This is a genomic window from Actinoplanes cyaneus, from assembly GCF_016862095.1.
Lineage (GTDB): Bacteria > Actinomycetota > Actinomycetes > Mycobacteriales > Micromonosporaceae > Actinoplanes > Actinoplanes cyaneus.
The window spans coordinates 127,296-143,011 of record NZ_BOMH01000019.1 but is presented as its reverse complement, the minus strand read 5'-3'; the positions used below and the strand labels follow the sequence as shown (position 1 = coordinate 143,011).

Here is a 15,716-nt window from a genome sequence, read left to right as displayed (position 1 = left end):
TGCGCTCCGTGGCGGCGGGCGGTGTGCCTCAGGCCGTCCGGCGGTCGTCCCGGAGCGCCTGCTTCCTCCGACCGGGAGCTGTTCGACGGCCGCGTGTGGGTGCTCTGCTCAGTGGGTTTGGTCGGACAGCCACCAGTTCAGCGGGTTTCCGTCGGTGTCGTAGACGTTGCCGTACTCCCAGTGATGCCCGCGCGGCCCCGTCCAGGCGTCGATCGCCGCCTCCACCGCGTCGAACCCGGCAGCGGCCGGCACGGTGATCACGATGAACCGGCGATCCGGCGGCAGCTCGACGATCCCGCCCAGCTCCTCGAAGGCGTCCCGCAGCGGTGAGAGGTCGTCGGACCCCGGCGCGGCGTCGGGCACCACGAGCAGGCAGATGTTGCCGCCGCGGCGCACCACCTCGAAGCCGCCACCGGCGTGGACCCTGATCTGGTCACCGGCGGCGATCCCCTCCACGAACGCGGGGGTGCCCATCACCAGGTGCAGACCCGGCTCGATGGTCCGGACCAGCACAGTCTCGTAGACAAGCTGGCCACCCGCCCCCAGCCCGGCCAGCAGGCGCACCTGCTCCGTCACTTCCTCAACGGTCACGCCGGGCATTCTGGGGCATTCTGCCCACGTCGTAGAGCGCAACGCGCCGCAGTCTCGCATATCGTTGCCGTCTCGCGATCTTGGCAGCCCGATTCATCGCCCTCCCGTTCGCCGCGTCGCCCTCCCGCTCGGCCGTTCGGCGCGTCGCTCGGCGCCGTTCGCCGCGCCGCGCCGCGCCGCGCCGCTCAATCGTGCGCCGTGCGCCCCGCGCCGCCCCGCGCCGTGCGCCCGCGCTGGTCGGCCCTGCGCCGGCCGCCGGAACTGGTGGCCGCGGCGCCCCGCCGCTCGGCCGTGGGTCGCCGTGCAGACGGCGGCTGTGGCCACTGCTCGCCGGCCGCCGCTCGGTCGTGTTCCCGCGCCGCTCGGTCGCCGCGCTGCTCGGTCGCCGCGCTGCTCGGTCGCCGCGCTGCTCGGTCGCCGCGCTGCTCGGTCGCCGCGCCGCTCGGTCGTCCGCGAGCTGGGACGACCGCGCCGGCACGTCGGCTCGAGGGTCAGCCGGTGATGCGGCTCCACTGGACCGAGAGGCCGCCGGCCGCCCGCTCGGTCCGGATCTCCATCGCCGAGCCGAGCATGGTGGCATGGTCCACCACCAGCACCTGCTGATCCAGCGAGTAGGTCACCCGCTCCGACAGCAGCACCGGCTCGCCCGCCGGACGCCGTAGCAGGCCGGCCACCGGTTCCTCGAGAAGCCCGGGCCGGACCACCTCGGACGCCCGGTGCACCAGGTGGCCCTGGTCGATCAGCGCCGCGTACAACGAGGTGTCGCTCAGATCTGCCGAGGCCAGAGCCGTGCCGCGAATCCAGGACGTCTGGTGGACCGCAGGGCGCCCGGCGACGAGCCGCAACCGTTCCAGGCGTAGCGCCGGAGCGTCGCCGACGAGCGTGGCTGCCCAGTCCGGTGGCGTGCGGACCTCCTGCCCGAGGATTTCCGTGGTCACCGTCTGGCCCTGCGCGCGCAGATCCTCGGCGAAGCCGTGCAGCGACGTGAGCTGGTACTTCACTCGCGGGTACACGAACGTGCCCCGGCCCGGCTCCTGTGACAGCAGGCCCTCGTCCTGCAACTGCTTGAGGGCCTGCCGCAGCGTCGCCAGCGTCACCCCGTAGCGCGTGCTGAGTTCCTTCTGCGGCGGCAGCGCCGACCCGGGCGGCAGCTCACCGTCTTTGATCTTGTTGGTCAGGTCATCGGCGATAACCTGATACTTCGGGGTGCGCGCGGGCAACGGGCATCTCCTGGTCGACCTGGTCGAGGGCGGCACGGAACCCGGCGACCTCGGCTCTCAAGTCATCGGGTGACGCGCCTTCCAGAACCCTACGCATCAAAGCGGAGGCGATCACCACGCCATCCCCGGCCCTGGCGGCCGCGGCGGCCTGACCGGGGGTGGAGATGCCGAACCCGATCAGCACAGGCAGCTCGGTGACCTCCCTGAGGCGGCGGGCGAGGGGTGCCGCGGTTGCGGCCAGGGCGTCACGCTCGCCGGTGGTGTCCATGACGCTCACCGCGTACACAAAACCGCGGCTGCGCCGGCCGATCTCGGCCAGCCGGTCGGGCGCGGTGACCGGCGCGGCCAGCAGGATCAGATCGATGCCGGCGGCCGTGGCGGCCGCTTCGAGACGGCCGGCCTCGTCGACCGGCACGTCCGGCACGATCAGCCCGCTGATCCCGGCGCCGGCGAGCCGTCGGCAGAACGTCTCCGGCCCGTCGCGGAAGACCAGGTTGGCGTAGGTCATCGCGATCAGTGGAATCCTGACGTGCGCTCGGACCGCGACGAGGTCGGCCAGGATCGAATCGATAGTGACGCCGCGCCGCAGCGCTTGGTCGGAGGCCTGCTGGATGGTTGCGCCGTCCATCATGGGGTCGGAGAACGGCAGCCCGATCTCCACCGCGTCGGCCCCGGCCTCCTGATAGGCCAGCAGATAGTCCGTCCAGTCCGGCGTGATGCCACCGGTCAGGTAGGGATTGAGCTGCTTCATCGGATCTCACCCGCCAGCGCCGCCATGTCCTTGTCGCCGCGCCCGGAGAGGGTGAGCAGCACCGTCGAACCGGTCGGCAGGTCGGGCGTGCCGGCCGCGCGAAGCACCCAGGCCACCGCGTGCGCCGACTCCAGAGCGCAGATGATCCCCTCGCTGCGAGCCAGGCGCACCACCGCGGCGAGCACCTCGGCATCGTCGACCGTGCGATATTCCGCCCGGCCGGTCGTGCCCAGATGGGCGTGCTCCGGGCCGATGCCGGGATAGTCCAGCCCGGCGGCGATCGACTCCGCCTCCAGCACCTGGCCGTCGGCATCCTGCAAGACCATCGACCGGTAGCCGTGCACGACCCCGGGAGAGCCGTTGGTCATCGCCGCCCCGCCGGCCGCCTCGACGCCGATCAGCCGGGCATCGGTGTCCACGAAACCGGCGAAGGTGCCGGCCGCGTTCGACCCGCCACCGACGCAGGCCACGACCACATCGGGCACGGTGGGGGTCTGCGCGCGAGCCTCCTCGCCGATCACTCGCTGCAACTCCCTGACCAGCCACGGATAGGGGTGCGGGCCGCCGACCGAGCCGAGGCAGAAGTGCGCGTCGTCGACGGCGGCGACCCAGGCGCGCATGGCCTCGTTGGTAGCGTCCTTCAACGTGCGGCTGCCGCTGGTCACCGGGATCACCTCGGCGCCGAGCAGTTCCATCCGGAAGACATTGAGCCGCTGTCGCTCGATGTCACGCTCGCCCATGTAGACGGTGGCGCGCATGCCGAACAGGGCAGCCGCGGTGGCGGTGGCGACCCCGTGCTGGCCGGCGCCGGTCTCGGCGATCAGGCGAGTCTTGCCCATCCGCTGCGCGAGCAGAGCCTGGCCGAGCACATTGTTGATCTTGTGGGACCCGGTGTGCGCCAGATCCTCCCGCTTGAGCAGCAACGTCACGCCGAGGTCGGCGGAGAGATTGAGCGCCGGAGTGAGGGCGGTGGGGCGTCCGGCATACTCCGTGCGCAGGCGGGACAACTGCTGGTGGAAAGCCGGGTCGGCCCAGGCCTGGCGGAACGCCGCCTCCAGGGCGGCGCAGGCGGGGACCAGGGACTCGGGCACATAGCGGCCGCCGAACTCACCGAATCGCCCGGCCTCGGTCGGCGAACCCATGGCGGGGACTGTGGGAACCGTGGGTGTCGCCCCTCCGGATAGTGCCGCTCCGGATGGTGCCGCTCCGAACAATGCTGCTTCAGGCATCTGCCGCTCCAAAAGTTATAGAACTCTGCCGCCCAAGCATGCCATGCTGGGCGGCAGAGTTCTATAACTATTTCTGAGCGGAGGTCAGGCGACCTTGTACAAGGCCTCCGGGGTCACCAGCCCCGCCAGCACCCGGCCGTCGTCGGTGATCAGCACGCTGAAGAGCGAGCCGCTGAGCAGCCGTCCCTTACCCCACGAACCACTGACCTCGGGCAGTACGCCCAGCACTGCCTGCGCGGCCTTGGCGTCGTCGCCGCTGCCCTTGCTCGCGTCGGTCAGCTCACTGAGCGAGCCGGCCGGCACCTTGGCGGAGACGATGCTGGTCCAGCCCTTGCCGATGACCTTCGGCTCCTCGGCTCCCGACGGCTTCGCCGGAGCGGCCGGAGCGGAGGACGAAGGCTTGTGGTCGCCCTTCGCCTTGGCCGCGTCGGCGGACGGCGTGCCCATCTCGTCGATCTTCGCGCCCGGCGGCGGGTTGAACGTGAACTGCTCGGCGTCCGGAACGCTGAAGCTGATCGAGTCGAAGGCGACCCGGACGGCGGGCTTCGCCGCGCCCTTGGCGTACACCTCCACCCGCAGCGGGATGTGCTGCTCGGCGTCGATCGCCAGCCGCACCTGCCCGACCAGCGAGTCGGCGTCCTTCGGGCTCAGCACCAGCTCATATGCGTCCCGTCCGGCCACCTCGGCGGCGCCGGTCGTCTGCACCTTGGTGGTCGGGTCGATCGCGGCGAGCGCCGCGTCGGCGGCCTCCTTCGGCGTCGACGGCACCGAGCTGGGCAGCACCTTGTCGGGCTTGGATCCGGCGTCGGCCGGCAGCTTCAGGTGCTTGCCCGTGTTGTCCGAGCTGCTCCACTGCCACACGTCCGCCCCGTTGCGGATCACGTCGGTCTCACCCTGCGTTCCCTGCAGGGCGAAACGGACCTTGTCCTGTCCCGCGTACCAGACGCGGGCGGTGTTGCTTCCGGCGATCAGGCTGGTCAGGCCATTCCCCGTGGACGCGGCCCCGCCGAAGTTGCTGGCCAGACCGGCGATGCCGGGCAGACCCAGGTCGGCGCTCTGCACCACGGTGCCGGAAAGGCCGGCGGGGCTGGCGCTCTGCAGATCGACCAGCAGCTGGGCCGCGCTGCGGTCCGGCAGCGACGGGTCAGCGCTGGCCACGATCGTGCCGGCCGCCGCGCCGCCCCCGATGACGACAACCGCGGTGGCCCCCGGTACCAGCCAGCGCAGTGCCGGCCTCGATTTCCACACGGACACGATGTCCACCTCCCGTTGGTATGCATCAATCGTGCGTCGGCACCGCTGTGACAAGCCTGAGAAGGACCCGTAGGGGAAGACCCGCGCGGCCTGCGGGTTCCTGATCAAGGCAGGAACTTCCCGGGATCGACGGTACGGGGTGAGCCCGCTGATGCCGAGTGCCGGAGACAGCCGGTGAAGGGCGCTGTGACCGGCGCGGACGCGGCCGGGAGGAAGGTCAGGCCTGAGAGGTGACTGAGAGCCGGTATCGAGGATCAACGACGGCATGCCAAGGTAAGGAGGTGCGGTTGCTGGTGGTTGAGGACGAGGAACGGCTGGCTGCCGCGCTGCGACGCGGTCTGCAGGCCGAAGGGTTCGCGGTGGATGTCGCTCACGACGGCCACGACGGGCTGGAGATGGCCCGGCACGGTGGATATGACGCGATGATCCTCGACGTCATGCTGCCCCGGCTCTCCGGTTACCGGGTCGTGCGGCAGCTGCGGGCGGAACGGCACTGGTTGCCGGTGCTCATGCTGTCCGCCAAGGACGGGGAGTATGACCAGGCCGACGGTCTGGACTGCGGCGCCGACGACTACTTGACCAAGCCTTTCTCGTACGTTGTGCTCCTCGCTCGTCTGCGGGCGCTGCTCCGCCGTGGCACCCAGGCGCGGCCCGTCGTTCTCACCTGTGGCGACGTCGAGCTGGATCCGGCTGAGAAGCGCGTGCTCGTGGCCGGTGCCGAGGTCACGCTGACGACCCGCGAGTTCGCGCTGCTGGAGTATCTGATCCGCCGGCCCGGCGAGGTGGTCTCCAAGACCGAGCTGCTCGATCACGTGTGGGACGCCGCGCTGGACACCGCGCCGAACGCGGTCGAGGTGTACATCGGCTATCTGCGTCGCAAGATCGGCCGGGATCGGCTGGAGACGGTTCGCGGCGCGGGCTACCGGCTGGTCGCGGCGGACGCGGCGGGAAAGGCGGAAACTCCGGAGCGAACGCAGGCTTGACGGCCGAACGGCCGAACGGCCGAACGGCCGGACGGACGGACAGACCGACGGGCGGATGGGCCCACGGGCAGGCGGACCGACTGGCAGGCGGACCGACGGACGGGCGGACGGGCGGACGGGCGGACGGGCGGGCCCACGGACGGGCGGGCCCACGGGCAGGCGGGCGTGGCGGACGGACGGGCGGGCGGGCGTGACGGGGGAGAAGGCTGCGGAAGGGGAGCGGATGCGCAGGCGGCTGCAAGAACTCAGTCTGCGGGCGCGGCTGCTGCTGATCTCGGCGGCGGCGCTGGCGCTCGGGCTGGCGGCGGGCGGCGTGCTGCTCGTCGCGGTGCTCACCTTCGCGCAGGGGCGGGCGGTGCACGCCGAGGCGCTGGAGACCGCCCGCGGGGTGGCCCGTCTGGTGGACCAGGGGCAGCTCACCGATCCGATCCAGGTGACGCCCGGGGTGCAGGTGCAGGTCATCGACGAGCAGAACCGGGTGCGGGCGGTCTCCGCAACCGCGGACCGGCTGGTGCCGATCCTGTACGACAGCGAGCTGACCGAGCTGCAGGACGGCGACGGCATTCCGATCCCGGGGGAGCGGATCGGGTTCGACGGGGAGGCCCGGGTCGTCAAGGTCACCGCAGGCCCGGCGACCCAGCCGCTGCGAGTCCTGGTGGCGCGTTCCACGAGCCAGCTGACCCAGAGCGTGCACCTGCTGCAGGTCACCTTGCTGATCGCGTTCCCACTGCTGGTGACGCTGCTCGCGGCGGGGCTGTGGCGGACCCTGGGCGCGGCTCTCCGGCCGGTCGACGCGCTGCGGACCGGGGCCGAGGAGATCACCGGGGGTACGCGGGCGGGGCGCCTGCCGGTGCCCGACTCGCACGACGAGGTCGGGCGGCTGGCGATCACCCTCAACGACATGCTGCAACGGCTGGACACCGCCCGGGCACGGCAGCGGGCGTTCGTGGCGGACGCCGCGCACGAGCTGCGCAGCCCGCTCACGAACATGCGCACCGAGCTGGAGGTGGCGCAGCGGCTGCCGGACGACACGGACTGGCCGGCGCTCACCGACGACCTGCTCGCCGACGTGCAGCGGCTGTCGCGGCTCGTCGACGACCTGTTGCTGCTGGCCAGGTCGGACGACGGGGGCGGCCGGGCGGTCTCCCGCCGGCTGGAGCAGGTCGACCTCGGGCAACTCGTGGGCGAGGTGGCGGCACGTTACCCGGGGGTGCGGCACGAGGACGCCACCGGCCCGCTGCCCCTGATGGCCGATCCGGACGCGCTCGCGCGCGTGGTGGCGAACCTGCTGGACAACGCGTGCCGGCACAAGCGGTCGACGGTCACCGTGCGTACGGCGGAAAGTGATCTTGATTTTCTGGTGGTGGTCACCGACGACGGGCCGGGGATCCCGGTGGCGGACCGGGAGCGCGTGTTCGACCGGTTCACCAGGCTGGACGACGGCCGGGCGCGGGACGCCGGCGGATCCGGGCTGGGTCTGGCCATCGTCCGGGAACTGGTGCGGCGGCACGGCGGCTCGGTCACGCTCGCCGACGCGGAGCCGGGCCTGCGTGTGGAGGTGCGCCTGCCCCGGCGAGGGGACGAAGCGACCCGGCGGGGGCAGGAGGGGAAGCGGCCGGCCGAGCCGTCCCCGAGGGCGGCCCGCCTCCAGGAGCGGACGCGCCCCGGAGAGCCGGATCCGGCGGTGATGATCACCAACGAGTGAGCGGCTTCGGAAAGTTGGCGATCGGCGGGAACTTCTCGCGTCCTCGGGCCGACCAACGGGCTGTGCCCGGCAACGGGCGAACGACACGACGGAAGGTTCCCCCAACAATGTCGCTGCTCAAGCGTTCCGCGGTGGTGGCCGCCGCTGCCGGACTGCTGACCCTGGCGTTCGCCGGCCCCGCCTCCGCGCACGTGACGGTCAACCCCGGCACGGCCACCGCGGGCGGCTACGCGAAGGTCTCGTTCCGCGTGCCGAACGAGTCGGACAGCGCCTCCACCACGAAGCTCGAGGTGAACCTCCCCGCTGACCAGCCGATCGCGTCGGTCTCGGTCAAGCCGATCCCGGGCTGGACCGCGGTGGCCGAGAAGGCGAAGTTGGCCACCCCGATCAAGGCGCACGACACCGAGATCACCGAGGCGGTCTCGAAGATCACCTGGACGGCGGCCAAGGGCTCGGAGATCAAGCCGGGCGAGTTCCAGGAGTTCGACGTGTCGATGGGCGCGCTGCCGGAGTCGGGGCAGCTGGTCTTCAAGGCGCTGCAGACCTACTCGGACGGCAACGTGGTCCGCTGGATCGACGAGCCGGCCACTGACGGATCCGAGCCGGACAGCCCCGCCCCGGTCCTGAAGATCGTTCCGGCCGCGGCTGCCAGTGCCGCTCCCACGGCGGCCGCCGCCGTGCCGGCCGCCGAGACCTCCGACGACTCGGGCAGCGGCTCGGGGCTGGGCCTGGCCGGGCTCATCGCGGGGCTCATCGCGCTGGTGCTGGCCGGCTTGGCGTACGCGAAAGCCGCTCGCAAGCCGGAACCGGTCGCGACCGCAACCGAAAAGCCCGCCGCGAGCTGATCATCGAGGGGCCGGTCGCCGGGGGAGTCCCGGGCAGCCTGCCGCGAGCTGATCACCGACTGGCCGGTCGTCGGCGAAGCCCGGGCAGCCTGCCGCGAGCTGATCGCGTCGAAAGCGGGTCCGGGTTCAGGCCCGGGCCCGCACCGTCCTGACCTGCGTTACGCTGCCGCCGAAGATCAATGAGCAAGATCAACGACGGCGGCTGGAGAGATCATGAAATCCCGCGTCTGGCACGGCACGCTCGCGCTGATCGTCCTCGCCTCGTTGATCACGCAAATCGTGCTGACCGCCACGGACACCGCGCCGCACGCCGGGCCGGCGGTGCACGAGACGCTCGTGACGCGATTCGTCCGGCTCTTCAGCTTCTTCACGATTCAGAGCAATCTGCTCCTGCTGATCGCGATCGTCGCGCTGGTCCGCGACCCGGGGCGCGACGGCCGGGTCTGGCGGGTGATCCGCCTCGACGCGCTGCTCGGCATCGTGATCACCGGCATCGTCTATAGCACGATCCTGGCCGGCCAGGTCGAGCTGCACGGCGCGGCATACCTCGCCGACCTGGGCTTCCACTACATCGCGCCGTGGGCGGCACTGCTCGGCTGGCTGCTGTTCGGGCCGCGGCCCCGGATCGACGCCCGGACCCTCGCGTGGGCGGCGCTCTGGCCGGTGCTGTGGATCGGCTACACGCTGGCGCACGGCGCGGTCACCGGCTGGTACCCGTACCCGTTCACGGACGTGAACAGCCTTGGGTATCCGGCGGTGCTGGTCAACCTAGGGGCCGTCGTGCTGCTCGCGGCCGTGCTTGCCGCTGTGCTGCGTCTGCTCGACACGCGTCTGCCGTCCGGGTCGGCAATTGGTCCCGGGTCGGCGGCTCCTGTCGTGCCGCGTCCTCGTTCCGGCGCGGAGTCCGTCGCTCACCGCGACAAGTGATGCCGGCGGGATCGAACCCGGCGGTTGCCTCCCGTGGCCGGCGCCCCACCGGTTTCAGCGTTCAGTCAGGCGCAACCGGAGCGGCGGCCAGGACAGGCACGGGGACTCCTGTTCCAGGCCGGTGAGGCGATGACGCGGGGTCGAGGGAGGCCCGCCGCGCGGTCTTGTGCCGATACATGTCGGCGTCCGCGGCCGACACCAGGCTGTCCGCACTCGTGTCCCCGCCACTGCCGTACGCAACCCCGACGGTCACCCCGAACGGCAGTTCATGCCCCTGCCACCCGGCTGGTGCCGACGTCGCGTCCTCGATCCGGCGCCTCAGCGTGTCCGCGTCACCGGCTGTCGTGCCGGTGCCCATGATCAGGAACTCGTCGCCGCCGATGCGGGCCGCGATGTCCTCGGCCCGCAGCGTGCCGCGCAGCCGGTCGGCGAACACCCGCAGCACCTCGTCGCCCGCTTCGTGGCCGTACTCGTCGTTGACGGCCTTGAACCGATCGAGATCGCAGTAGAGAACCGCCACCCCGGCGCCGGACCTGACCGCCTCCTCCAGCAGGGCGAAGAACCGGCGGCGGTTGACCAGCCCGGTCAACTCGTCGTGGTGCGCCTGGTAGCGCAGCGCCTCCTGGTCGGCGGTCCGTTCCGCCATCAGCAGCCCGATCCGCGAGACGACCAGCGGGATCACCAGCAACGTGCCGAACGTCAGCAGCATGGTGTCGGTGGTGCCGCCGAACAGCTCGGGAACGCTGCCGACGACCGGCACCATCGCCAGCACCAGCCCGAGATGCGACAGCCGCACGGGTCGCAGACGGCTCCGGCGCCACCCGGCCGGCTGCGTGAACTCGGTGGAACTCGGGTGCAGCGCCGCCGCGGCCAGCGCCAGATAGCCGATCATCGCGAACAGGTCCACGAGCGGCGAGTAGTAGTCACTTCCCGGCCGGGTCGACAACAACGACGACACGACGCTGACGACGGTCGCGCCCATGCTGATGAAGAAGTAGATCAACGACGTGCGGGCGGTGCCGGCGGTCCGCGCGATCCGCAGCAGCGCGCCGAGAGTGCCCGTCAGCAGCAGCATCTTCAGCAGATAGATCCCCTGGCTGGAACCCGGCACGTCCAGGTCGAGCAGGTGCGGGCGCAGCACGAACTCCCACACCGGGGTGATCAGGCCGACGCCGAGCAGGGTCGCGTCGATGATGCCGCCACGGTCGCCCTCACCGTGTTTGCGGATCACCTGCAATGCCGACAGCATGATGCTGCCGTAGGCAAAGAACTGCAGCACCAGGTTCGCCGGCCCGTCGGCCCCCACGCCCCGGCCGAGACCGAGCTGCACGAACCACAGGTAGTTGAAGGCCGTGAACAGTCCCGACGCGGCGAGCAGCAGATACCAGGCGGTGCGGTTGACTATCCGGTTGATCCGCATCCCCACGGCGATCGCGGCCGCCGGGAGCGCGCCGATCACCGTCACCACCCCGAGTCGCAGGGCCAGGCCACCGAACGCCCACGTGGCCACCGAGACGAGAACCAGCACGCCGAACGCGGCATGCACCAGGCTGCGGTGCAGACTGGCACAGCGTTGCCGGCCGACTCCCATGAACTGCACCATCGGCCGGCGCGGCCTCGACCTGAGCACGGGTATCCGTCAGGATGCCCGCCGGAAGGGCTGGGCCAGAGCTCCCGGCCGCCGCTGCCGAGTGGTGAACAGCAACATCGCGAGCAGGGCGAGCAGGTACGGCGCCGAGATGAGCAGCTGCGAGTTGACGGTGTGCCCGAGCGCGGGCAGGGCCAGGCGCAGCGCGTCGGCGAGGCCGAACACGGCACAGCCGACGAGCGTACGCCCGAGGCGCCACCCGCCGAAGATGACCGCGGCGATGACGAGGTAGCCGCGGCCCGCGGTCATGTTCTGGTTGAAGGAACCGACCTCCCCCACAGCGAGGTAGGCACCGCCGAGTCCCGCGAGGGCACCGCACCACAGCAGCGCCTGCCGCCGCCGTAGGTTGACCCGGATCCCGGTCATGTCCGCGGCCTCCGGGTTCTCGCCCGCGGCGCGCAGTTCCAGCCCCCAGCGGCTGCGCTCCACCAGCCACCACGTCAGCGGCACCAGCGCGAGGAGCAGGTAGACCGGCCAGCGTTCGACGAACAGGGGAGCGCCCAGCACCGGCAGGTCGCGCAGCCCCGGCACGCTGACCTGTGCGACCTGATGCCGGCCCAGGTCGCCCACGGTGACCAGGTAGCTGGTCAGCCCCAGCACGAGCGCGTTGAGCACGAGACCCACGACGAAGGTGTTGACGTGCCACCGGTGCGAGAGGGCGCCGTGCACCGAGCCCACGAGCGCGCCGAGCAGCACGCCCGCGAGCAGGCCGGCGGTGGCGCTGCCGGTGAGACCGGCGACGGCGATCGAGCCGAAGGCGGCGCCCAGCATCATCGCCTCGACGGAGACGTTCAGCGTGCCGGCGCGCTCGGCGACGTACTCCCCGCAGGCCGCGAACGCGAGCGGCGCGGCCAGCCGGATCCCGCTGGACAGGATGGTCTCCAGGTCAGCGGCGACGGTGCTCATGCGACCACCGGACTCATGCGATCACCGACCGGCGGCGCAGGACGGCGGGCGCTACGAACGCCAGCGTCAGCAGCGCCTTCACCACGTCGACCAGGTACGGCGGCACCCCGGTCGCGGCCAGGAAGTTGCCACCGGCGCGCAGCACCGCGAACAGCCCGGCGATCGGGATCGCGAGCAGCGGCCGGTTGCGGGCGACGAGCGCGACCAGAAGGCCGTCCCAGCCGATGTTGATCGAGATGTCGGGCTGCAGCCGGTTGGTGCTCAGCGGGCTGGTCAGCAGCACGGCGCCGGCCAGGCCGGCGAGAGCCCCGGAGACGGTCAGGGCGATGCCGCCGACGGCCGTGACGGATATGCCGGCATGCCGCGCCGCCGCGGGGTTGAGCCCCGCCATCGTCAGCCGGAATCCCCACCGGGTCCGGTCCAGCGCCACCGCCACCAGCACCGCGACGACGATGCCCACCGCGAGCCCGAGGTTCAGCTGCAGCCCGGGATGATCGCCGAGCGAGCCGAGCAGCGCACGTGAGGGCAGCTTGTTCGACTGCGGCAGCGCGGCTGCCGCGCCCAGCCGCGACTCCTGCAACAGCCACGGCGTGGTGACCGCGAACGCGACCACCTGCTGCGCGAGGAACGTCATCAGCAGCGTGCTCACCGCGATGTCCACCCCGCGCAGCCGGTTCATGAGGGCGCTGAGCCACGCCCAGGCCCCCGCCGCCAGCGCCGCGGCGAGCAGGACGACGACCAGCAGGGCCGGTCCGGGCACGGCCAGGCGCAGCCCGGCGGCGGCGCCCGCGAGCGCCCCGATGAGCACCTGACCCTCCTGGCCGATGTTGAACGCGCCGGACCGCGCGCTGCAACAGGCGCCGACGGCGACGAGCAGCAGCGGCGCGGCGTACAGCAGGGTCTGGCTGACGGCCGTCGCATCGCCGAGGCTGCCCTGGATCAGCGCCCGCAGCGCCGCGGCGGGAGATCCGCCGGTGACGGCGATGAGCAGGCCGGGGAGGACCACGGCCGCGGCGACGATCACGGCGGACACCCAGGCGCCGGTACGGGTCACGCCGCGCCCCCGGTCAGCAGGCCGAGCCGTTCCGCGTCGGCCTGCGCCGTCGGCAGCTCACCCACGATCCGGCCGCGGAAGATCGTGGCCACCCGCGTGGTCAGCGCCAGGATCTCCTCCAGCTCCGTGGAGATCACCAGCACGGCGATGCCGTCGCTCGCACAGCGGCGCAGGCGCGCGTACAGGTCCTCGACGGCGCCGACGTCGAGGCCGCGGGAGGGCTGGGCGGCGACCAGCACTCGAGGCCGGCCGGAAAGCTCGCGCGCCAGCACCACCCGTTGCTGGTTGCCGCCGGAGAGGGTGCGCAGCGGCGAGTCCAGCGAGGGGGCGGTGATGCCGTACTCGTCGGCGAGCGCCCGGGCCCGCCGGCGCAGGCGCCGCCGGTCGACGAACACGCGGCCGCTGACGTCACCGAGCCGCGTCATGACGAGGTTCTCCGCGACGCTCAGGTCGAGCACGACACCGGCGTGGTGCCGGTCCTCGGGCACGATGCCGAGGCCCGCGGCCGACAGCGCGCCCGGCCGGCGCAGGTCGACAGGGGCACCGGCCACCTCCACCGTGCCGGCGTCCGGGACGGTCAGTCCGCTGAGGACGTCACCGAGTGACTTCTGCCCGTTGCCCTCGGCGCCGTACAGCCCGACGATCTCCCCCGCATGGACGGTGAGGCACAGGTCGTCCAGGCCGGGCCGCGTGGTGAGGCCGCGCAGCCGCAGTGCTGCCTGCGACGACGCCGGGGCCGCCGGGGCGGGGGCGTGCGGAAGCACTCCGACCGCCGCGCCGAGCGTCACCTCACGGCCCACCATTTCCCGGGCCAGTTCGGCCTCCGTCGTGGCGGCCGTGGCCCGGCGCAGGACGACCCGCCCCGCGCGTATGACGGTCACCCGGTCGGTCGCCGTGGTGATCTCGGCGAGCTTGTGGCTGATCAGGACGACGGCGCGATGTTCGGCGGCGACGACCCGGCGCAGCACGGCGAACAACTCGGCTGACTCGGCCCGCGTCAGCACGGAGGTCGGTTCGTCCATGATCAGTACGGCCGGATCGCGTCGCAGGCATTTGAGCAGCTCCACACGTTGCCGCTCGCCTGCCGACAGCGAGCCGACGCGCGCGTCCGGGTCGATCGCGAGCCCGTAGCGCTCCGCCGCGGCACGCACCCCGGCCCGCACCGCCGCGCGCCGGACCGGCCCGGACTGGCCGAGCGCGACGTTCTCCCACACCGCCAGCGGGTCGACGAGGCTGAAGTGCTGGTGCACCATGCTGATGCCGAGGGCCGCGGCCTGCCTCGGTCCCGTGATGGTGACGGCACGACCGTCACGGTCGATCGCGCCGGAGTCCTGCGTCTCCAGCCCGAGCAGGATGCGCATCAGGGTCGACTTGCCGGCACCGTTCTCGCCGAGCAGGCCGTGGATCTCGCCGCGCTCGAGGGTCAGGTCGACGCCGTCGCAGGCCACCACGGCGCCGTACCTCTTGGTGATCCCCCGCAGACGCAGAGCCGGCTCAGGAGCCAAGCTTGCGCACCTCGGCCGCCGGGTCGATCGTGCCGCGGCCGATGTCAGCGATGAAGGCCGCCAGTTTGGCGTTCTGCTCGGGGGTGCCCTTGCAGAGCTTCACCGTCGGATACGGGTCCACCCCCAGCTGCCAGGTCTTGGTGATGCCCATCTCCAGCTTGCCCGCGGCGTACAGCTGCAGCGCCGCGGCGAAGTAGTCACCGGGATCGAACAGCACCGAGACGTCGAAGGCAGGGCTGGTGGAGGCGCACCGGTCGGTCCCGGGCGTCAGCGTGACGGCCTTGGCGGAGTTGGCCAGCGCGGTCGCGGCGTCGGTCGCGCCTCCCAGGTACGGGTAGATCGCTCCGACCCCCTGGCTGAGCTGTGCCTGCGTCGCCTCGCGGGCCTTGCCGGAGTCGTCGAAGTCGCCGGTGTACGTGGTGACCAGTGTGGCGGCCGGGACGAGCTCCCGGATGCCGGCCAGGAACGCCGCCGACGCGATCTTCGTGAAGTCCGCCTCCGGGCCGGTGACGAAGCCGGCCTTGGCGGTGTTGCGTGCCTGCATGAGCAGGCCGGCGGCGTATCCGGCGACCAGCATCGACTGGTTCGGGTCGTCGCTGGACAGCATGATCTTGCGAGTCTGCGGGACGTTGGCGGAGGACGGCACGTACCAGGCGGTCTTCGCGCAGACGGCCTCCTCGGACGCCGGAATGGCGTCCTTCAGCTCGCTGGCGCCGATCGCCACCATGTCGGCCTTCTGCTGGCAGAGGGCCCGGGCCGCGGTGAGCGCCTCGGAGACCGGCACGCTGCCGCGTTTGATCACCGTCCAGCCCTGGGCCTGGGCGAACGCCTCGGCCTTGACCACGAAACTCTCGTAGTAGCCGTTGTCGTTGATGTCGCCGGGGCTGAGCACCCCGATGACCACCTTGCCGTCACCGTTGACGTCCGGTTCACCGGGCAGCGGGGTGCCGGTGCTGGTGCCGGGCGCCGCGGTGGGCGCCGGGGTGGCGGTCTCGTCGTTGCTGACACATGCGGCGAGCGCAGCGACCGCGACGCCGGCGGTGAACGCTGCCAGTGCTTTCCTCACGGCCCCAGTTAAACTCATCGCTGTCGATTCTG

14 protein-coding genes are annotated in these 15,716 nt (G+C 71.8%); 4 read left to right on the top strand and 10 right to left on the bottom strand.

Annotation, left to right across the window (positions count from 1 at the left end; all coding sequences use genetic code 11):
* Window positions 1-108: 108 nt before the first annotated feature.
* The 5 genes from Acy02nite_RS14320 to Acy02nite_RS14300 form a co-directional block, all read right to left on the bottom strand.
* A complete protein-coding gene (locus Acy02nite_RS14320) occupies window positions 109-591 on the bottom strand; it encodes a DUF4265 domain-containing protein (protein ID WP_203740754.1) in 483 nt (160 codons plus the stop codon).
* 491 nt (window positions 592-1,082) lie between these two features.
* Entirely contained in the window at window positions 1,083-1,811 is a 729-nt protein-coding gene (locus Acy02nite_RS14315; protein WP_203740752.1) for a GntR family transcriptional regulator, read from the bottom strand.
* Window positions 1,771-2,562 carry a tryptophan synthase subunit alpha gene (trpA, locus tag Acy02nite_RS14310; RefSeq protein ID WP_203740750.1) on the bottom strand — a complete coding sequence of 264 codons (792 nt, stop codon included), beginning with the start codon at window positions 2,560-2,562 and terminating at the stop codon, window positions 1,771-1,773. The genes Acy02nite_RS14315 and trpA overlap by 41 nt, the downstream gene beginning before the upstream one ends.
* Window positions 2,559-3,704 (bottom strand): tryptophan synthase subunit beta, encoded by a 1,146-nt coding sequence (gene trpB / locus Acy02nite_RS14305; RefSeq protein ID WP_203740748.1) that lies wholly within the window; start codon window positions 3,702-3,704, stop codon window positions 2,559-2,561. The genes trpA and trpB overlap by 4 nt, the downstream gene beginning before the upstream one ends.
* A 171-nt stretch (window positions 3,705-3,875) precedes the next feature.
* Window positions 3,876-5,045: a LolA family protein gene (locus Acy02nite_RS14300; RefSeq protein WP_203740777.1), complete on the bottom strand. Its 1,170-nt coding sequence runs from the start codon at window positions 5,043-5,045 to the stop codon at window positions 3,876-3,878.
* A 281-nt stretch (window positions 5,046-5,326) separates the two neighbouring features.
* Between Acy02nite_RS14300 and Acy02nite_RS14295 the strand changes: the two genes are divergently transcribed.
* From Acy02nite_RS14295 to Acy02nite_RS14280, 4 genes are all read left to right on the top strand, one after another.
* Entirely contained in the window at window positions 5,327-6,028 is a 702-nt protein-coding gene (locus Acy02nite_RS14295) for a response regulator transcription factor (RefSeq protein ID WP_203740746.1), read from the top strand.
* 223 nt (window positions 6,029-6,251) lie between these two features.
* On the top strand, window positions 6,252-7,733 hold the full coding sequence (locus Acy02nite_RS14290) for a sensor histidine kinase (protein ID WP_203740744.1): 1,482 nt from the start codon (window positions 6,252-6,254) through the stop codon (window positions 7,731-7,733).
* A gap of 107 nt (window positions 7,734-7,840) precedes the next feature.
* Window positions 7,841-8,578 (top strand): YcnI family protein, encoded by a 738-nt coding sequence (locus Acy02nite_RS14285; protein ID WP_203740742.1) that lies wholly within the window; start codon window positions 7,841-7,843, stop codon window positions 8,576-8,578.
* Between the two features lie 213 nt (window positions 8,579-8,791).
* On the top strand, window positions 8,792-9,505 hold the full coding sequence (locus tag Acy02nite_RS14280) for a Pr6Pr family membrane protein (protein ID WP_203740740.1): 714 nt from the start codon (window positions 8,792-8,794) through the stop codon (window positions 9,503-9,505).
* Between the two features lie 61 nt (window positions 9,506-9,566).
* Here the strand turns inward: Acy02nite_RS14280 and Acy02nite_RS14275 are convergent, their stop codons facing one another.
* From Acy02nite_RS14275 to Acy02nite_RS14255, 5 genes are read right to left on the bottom strand one after another with little or no spacing between them, the layout of a single operon-like run.
* Window positions 9,567-11,096, bottom strand: a complete 1,530-nt coding sequence (locus Acy02nite_RS14275; RefSeq protein ID WP_203740738.1) for a GGDEF domain-containing protein — start codon at window positions 11,094-11,096, stop codon at window positions 9,567-9,569.
* Between the two features lie 48 nt (window positions 11,097-11,144).
* A complete protein-coding gene (locus Acy02nite_RS14270) occupies window positions 11,145-12,059 on the bottom strand; it encodes an ABC transporter permease (protein WP_203740736.1) in 915 nt (304 codons plus the stop codon).
* A 13-nt stretch (window positions 12,060-12,072) separates the two neighbouring features.
* Window positions 12,073-13,113 (bottom strand): ABC transporter permease, encoded by a 1,041-nt coding sequence (locus Acy02nite_RS14265; RefSeq protein WP_203740734.1) that lies wholly within the window; start codon window positions 13,111-13,113, stop codon window positions 12,073-12,075.
* Window positions 13,110-14,618, bottom strand: a complete 1,509-nt coding sequence (locus tag Acy02nite_RS14260; RefSeq protein WP_203740732.1) for an ABC transporter ATP-binding protein — start codon at window positions 14,616-14,618, stop codon at window positions 13,110-13,112. The genes Acy02nite_RS14265 and Acy02nite_RS14260 overlap by 4 nt, the downstream gene beginning before the upstream one ends.
* A complete protein-coding gene (locus tag Acy02nite_RS14255) occupies window positions 14,608-15,684 on the bottom strand; it encodes a BMP family lipoprotein (protein ID WP_203740730.1) in 1,077 nt (358 codons plus the stop codon). The genes Acy02nite_RS14260 and Acy02nite_RS14255 overlap by 11 nt, the downstream gene beginning before the upstream one ends.
* Window positions 15,685-15,716: the final 32 nt, after the last annotated feature.

Coding starts and splice junctions, on each gene's coding strand:
- Acy02nite_RS14275 (WP_203740738.1), bottom strand. CDS start 11,096: ATGGGAGTCGGCCGGCAACGCTGTGCCAGTCTGCACCGCAGCCTGGTG.
- trpA (WP_203740750.1), bottom strand. CDS start 2,562: ATGAAGCAGCTCAATCCCTACCTGACCGGTGGCATCACGCCGGACTGG.
- trpB (WP_203740748.1), bottom strand. CDS start 3,704: ATGGGTTCGCCGACCGAGGCCGGGCGATTCGGTGAGTTCGGCGGCCGC.
- Acy02nite_RS14280 (WP_203740740.1), top strand. CDS start 8,792: ATGAAATCCCGCGTCTGGCACGGCACGCTCGCGCTGATCGTCCTCGCC.
- Acy02nite_RS14285 (WP_203740742.1), top strand. CDS start 7,841: ATGTCGCTGCTCAAGCGTTCCGCGGTGGTGGCCGCCGCTGCCGGACTG.
- Acy02nite_RS14290 (WP_203740744.1), top strand. CDS start 6,252: ATGCGCAGGCGGCTGCAAGAACTCAGTCTGCGGGCGCGGCTGCTGCTG.
- Acy02nite_RS14270 (WP_203740736.1), bottom strand. CDS start 12,059: ATGAGCACCGTCGCCGCTGACCTGGAGACCATCCTGTCCAGCGGGATC.